This is a genomic window from Mesorhizobium sp. P3_A9, from assembly GCF_056402975.1.
The window spans coordinates 1-3,880 of sequence record NZ_JBFUGJ010000457.1 but is presented as its reverse complement, the minus strand read 5'-3'; the positions used below and the strand labels follow the sequence as shown (position 1 = coordinate 3,880).

5 protein-coding genes are annotated in these 3,880 nt (G+C 62.2%); 2 read left to right on the top strand and 3 right to left on the bottom strand.

Annotated features, from left to right (window positions below; translation table 11 throughout):
• Positions 1-27: 27 nt before the first annotated feature.
• The 3 genes from aztC to aztA are packed head-to-tail and all read right to left on the bottom strand — an operon-like array spanning position 28 to position 2,683.
• Complete coding sequence (aztC, locus tag AC1DX0_RS32390; protein WP_477358472.1) at positions 28-960, bottom strand: zinc ABC transporter substrate-binding protein AztC; 933 nt, start codon at positions 958-960, stop codon at positions 28-30.
• Positions 961-989: 29 nt separating this feature from the next.
• Entirely contained in the window at positions 990-1,865 is an 876-nt protein-coding gene (aztB, locus tag AC1DX0_RS32385; RefSeq protein ID WP_477358470.1) for a zinc ABC transporter permease AztB, read from the bottom strand.
• Positions 1,865-2,683 carry a zinc ABC transporter ATP-binding protein AztA gene (aztA, locus tag AC1DX0_RS32380; protein ID WP_477219130.1) on the bottom strand — a complete coding sequence of 273 codons (819 nt, stop codon included), beginning with the start codon at positions 2,681-2,683 and terminating at the stop codon, positions 1,865-1,867. The genes aztB and aztA overlap by 1 nt, the downstream gene beginning before the upstream one ends.
• 188 nt (positions 2,684-2,871) lie before the next feature.
• Between aztA and AC1DX0_RS32375 the strand changes: the two genes are divergently transcribed.
• Positions 2,872-3,345, top strand: coding sequence for a hypothetical protein (locus tag AC1DX0_RS32375; protein WP_477219129.1), 474 nt, complete (start codon positions 2,872-2,874; stop codon positions 3,343-3,345).
• Between the two features lie 120 nt (positions 3,346-3,465).
• Positions 3,466-3,810 (top strand): RidA family protein, encoded by a 345-nt coding sequence (locus AC1DX0_RS32370; RefSeq protein ID WP_477219128.1) that lies wholly within the window; start codon positions 3,466-3,468, stop codon positions 3,808-3,810.
• Positions 3,811-3,880 lie beyond the last annotated feature (70 nt).

The following is a 3,880-nucleotide window of genomic DNA, read 5'->3' as shown; positions in this document are numbered from 1 at the left end:
GCTCCGCCTTTTCGACAATGGCTCTTCTCAGCTGCCGAGAATGGCGCCTTTGATCTGGCGGATGTTGTTGTGCATCATGTCGATATAGGTCGAGCCCGGGCCATCGGGCTGCGACAGCGCATCCGAATAGAGCGTGCCGCCCACCTTGATGCCGGTCTCGCTAGCGATCTGCTCGATCAGGCGCGGGTTGGAGATGTTTTCCACGAAGATCGCGGCCGCCTTGTCCTGCTTCACCTGCTCGACCAGCCTGGCAACATCGGCGGCCGATGGTTCGGAATCGGTCGAGATGCCTTGCGGCGCAAGGAAGGTCAGGCCGTATTCGTGTTCGAAATAGCCGAAAGCGTCGTGAGAAGTGATGACAACGCGCTTGGCCTCGGGGATCGACTGGATCGCCGCCCTCACTTCGCCTTCCAGCGCATCGAGCTTCTTGGTGTAGGCGGCGGCATTGGTCTGGTAGCTGACGCAGCCCTCGCTGTCGGCCGCGCAGAAGGCTTCGGCGATGTTCTTCACATAGATCTTGGCATTGGCGATCGACTGGAAGGCATGCGGGTCGGTGACGGTCTTGCCACCGCCGGTGCCGGCACCCTCGGCCGCGGCGAATTCRGGYTTGAAGTCGATCGGCGTCACGCCCTYGGTCAAGGTGAYRATCGAGGCCTTGGTGGCGCTGGCATCGACCAGCCGTTGCAGGAAACCCTCGAAATGCAGGCCGTTGACCAGCACGATGTCGGCCTTGGCCATGGCGACTGCGTCGGCCGGGCTCGGCTCATAGACATGGGCGTCGCCATCYGGCCCGACGATGGTGGTGATGTYGACMCGGTCGCCGCCGACATTYYTGGCRAARTCGGCGATGACGGTGAAGCTGGCSACSACTTTGAGCGGGGCCGCRAAGGCTGASGASGCRCCAAAGGCAGTTAATGTTATAACGCTCATCGCCAGGGCGGCACGGATCGATTTCAGCATGGACGAGGTCTCCTTTCGAGGGGCGAGGATCAGGCCGTTCTGTGACGGTGATGGATGATGCGGGCGCGCAGAATGCCGCGCGTGCCGAACAGGATCGAGGCGAAATAGACGACGCCRGCCGACAGGATGATGGCCGGACCGGACGGCAGCGAGGCGTGGTAGGACAAAAGCAGCCCGGCGATGCAGGAGGCAAAGCCGATCAGCACGGCCAGCACGCACATCGGCTCGACGCGCACCGTCCAGAAGCGGGCGGCTGCCGCCGGCAACATCATCAGCCCGACGGARAGCAAAGTGCCGAGCGCCTGGAAGCCGCCGACGAGRTTGAGCACGACGAGGCCGAGGAAGATGAAATGCACGGGGCTGCCCATCTTGCTGACCGAGCGCAGGAACAGCGGATCGAGGCATTCGGCGACCAGCGCCCGCCAGAAGATGGCGAGGCTGACCAGCGTCACCGCGACGATGCCGCCAATCAGGATCAGCGCCTCGTTGTTGAGCGCYAGCACCGTGCCGAACAGCACATGCATGAGATCGACGCTGGAGCCGCGGAYYGACACCATCAGCACGCCGATGGCGAGCGATATCAGGTAGAAGGCCGCCATCGAGGCGTCCTCACGCTGGATGGTGAAGCGCGAGACGGCACCGGCGCCGAGCGCCACGACGATGCCGGCGATCAGGCCACCAATGGTCATCGGCAGGATTTCGAGGCCGTAGAACAGGAAGCCGGCGGCCGCACCCGGCAGGATGGCATGGGCCATGGCGTCACCCGACAGGCTCATGCGCCGCAGCATCAGGAAGACGCCGATAGGGCAGGCGCCGAGCGACAGCATCAACGACCCGAACAGCGCTCGCTGCATGAAGCCGAAATCGGCAAAGGGCGCGATGAAAAGACCGTAGAGCGTGTCCATCAGGCAGCCCTCGGGCCGGCGCCGTGATGATGGTCGTGATCGTGGCCATGATGATCGTGCCCATGGGCATGATCATGAGTGTGCTCGTCCGGTTCGCACCAGGGCGCGTTTTCTTCCCAGGCTTCGTGAAAACGGCGGGCGCGCAACAGGTTTTCCGGCTTCAGCGTTTCCCTGGTTTCGCCCCAGGCGATCGGCTGGCGGGCCAAAAGCAGCGTCTCCGGAAAATTCTGGCGCACGAGATCGAGATCGTGGACGACGACCATGATGGTGCGTTCCTCGCCATGCCAGCGCTTGATGAGCGCGATCAGGTCGCCAACCGTCTTGGCGTCGACGGCATTGAACGGTTCGTCGAGCAGGATGAGGTCGGCATCCTGCAACAGCACACGGGCAAACAGCGTGCGCTGCAGCTGGCCGCCCGACAGCGTGTCGATCGGCCGCTTCTCGAAGCCGCCAAGGCCGACCGCCATCAGCGCCTGGCTGACGGAATCGCGATCTTCCTTGGTGTAGCGGCCTAGCATGCCGCGTTTCGGCCAGAGGCCAAGCGAAACCAGATCGACGACGCGGGCGGGAAAGGAACGGTCGAGTTCCGATTGCTGCGGCAGGTAGGCGGCGCGAACGCCGGGTGCGCGAAGAACCTCGCCGGCCATCGGCTTCAGCACCCCGACAATACCCTTCATCAGCGTCGACTTGCCGGAGCCATTGGCGCCGACCACGGCCGTCAACGACCCCTTGCGGATGGTGCCGTCGAGATGGTGGATCGCCGGGTGGCTGCTGTAGCCCAGCGTCAGGTCACGGAAGGTCAGGCAGGTCTGGGTCATGTCGTTCCGTGGAGCAGCGAAACCCGGCTGCGGGCAGGGGTCGATTGGATATGTGATGTTATTACATTAGTCAACAAGCCAATCCGGCGGAATTGCGGCTCGTCGACCATTTTCCAAGGGATGGCCATGTACACATTTGCGCGATTAGGATCGCGACATCCAAGCGACACCCAATGGGAATCGGATCAATGGCAATTCTCTTGCGCGGCAAAACGGTATGTAAGGTCTGTGGCCAGTTGATCCGGGGTGGCGACGAGGTGGTCCTGTTTCCTCACATTATCGCGAATGAAGCGCATCCCCTTCATCGATTGTCGGATGCGTCATGTCACCTCGATTGCGCAAAAAAATCCGAGGACGCGACAAAGCTAGTCACGCTAGTCGAGGAGCATTACAGCCGAACCGGACCTGGCCAGCGCAAATGCCAGGTCTGCGGCGAGGAGATACTCGATCCGGACGATTGCCTGGCTCTGGGATATCTTGGCGATTCCGCTCTCGATCCCATCGGCCGGTTCAATTTCACTCATCTCCACAAATCCCATGTGGCGGATTGGAAACCGGCGGCAGAGTTCCTAGCCTTGGCGCAAGCCGCGATCGACGAGGGGCGCTGGAAGGGTCCCACATTGGCAACGTTAATTCGAGACATACGGGCGAACCTTCATTGACCAGAGGACTGTGGCATAACTTTCGATATGCGTGTGCCCGCAGGGATTTGACCGAGCGACCTTGCCCGAACCCAGCCGCAACTCTAAACAGTCGCCACCGATAACAGGAAGGAACCTCCCATGAGCATTCGTCGCATCGATGTTGGCCCGCGCATGAGCCAGATCGTCATCCACGGCAACACCGTCTATCTGGCCGGCCAGGTCGGCGAGCCCAGCGGCAACGTCGCCTCGCAGACCCGCGATATCCTGACGGCCATCGACGAATTGCTGGCCAAGGCCGGCACCGACAAGACCAAAATCGTTCAGGCGATCATCTGGCTGGCCGACATGGGCACCTTCGCCGAGATGAACTCGGAATGGGACAAGTGGGTGCCGCAGGGCCACACGCCGGCCCGCGCCACCGGCGAAGCCAAGTTGGCTGGTCCGGAATATCTTGTGGAAATTATTGTCACGGCCGCGATTTAAGCGCGGCGCTGAAACTGCCAATCTCCCCCCTCGTGGGGGAGATGCCCGGCAGGGCAGAGGGGGGCGCTGT

Bases quoted from the DNA above. Each gene is read 5' to 3' on its own strand.
- aztA (WP_477219130.1), bottom strand. From the start codon at position 2,683: ATGACCCAGACCTGCCTGACCTTCCGTGACCTGACGCTGGGCTACAGC.
- AC1DX0_RS32375 (WP_477219129.1), top strand. From the start codon at position 2,872: ATGGCAATTCTCTTGCGCGGCAAAACGGTATGTAAGGTCTGTGGCCAG.
- AC1DX0_RS32370 (WP_477219128.1), top strand. From the start codon at position 3,466: ATGAGCATTCGTCGCATCGATGTTGGCCCGCGCATGAGCCAGATCGTC.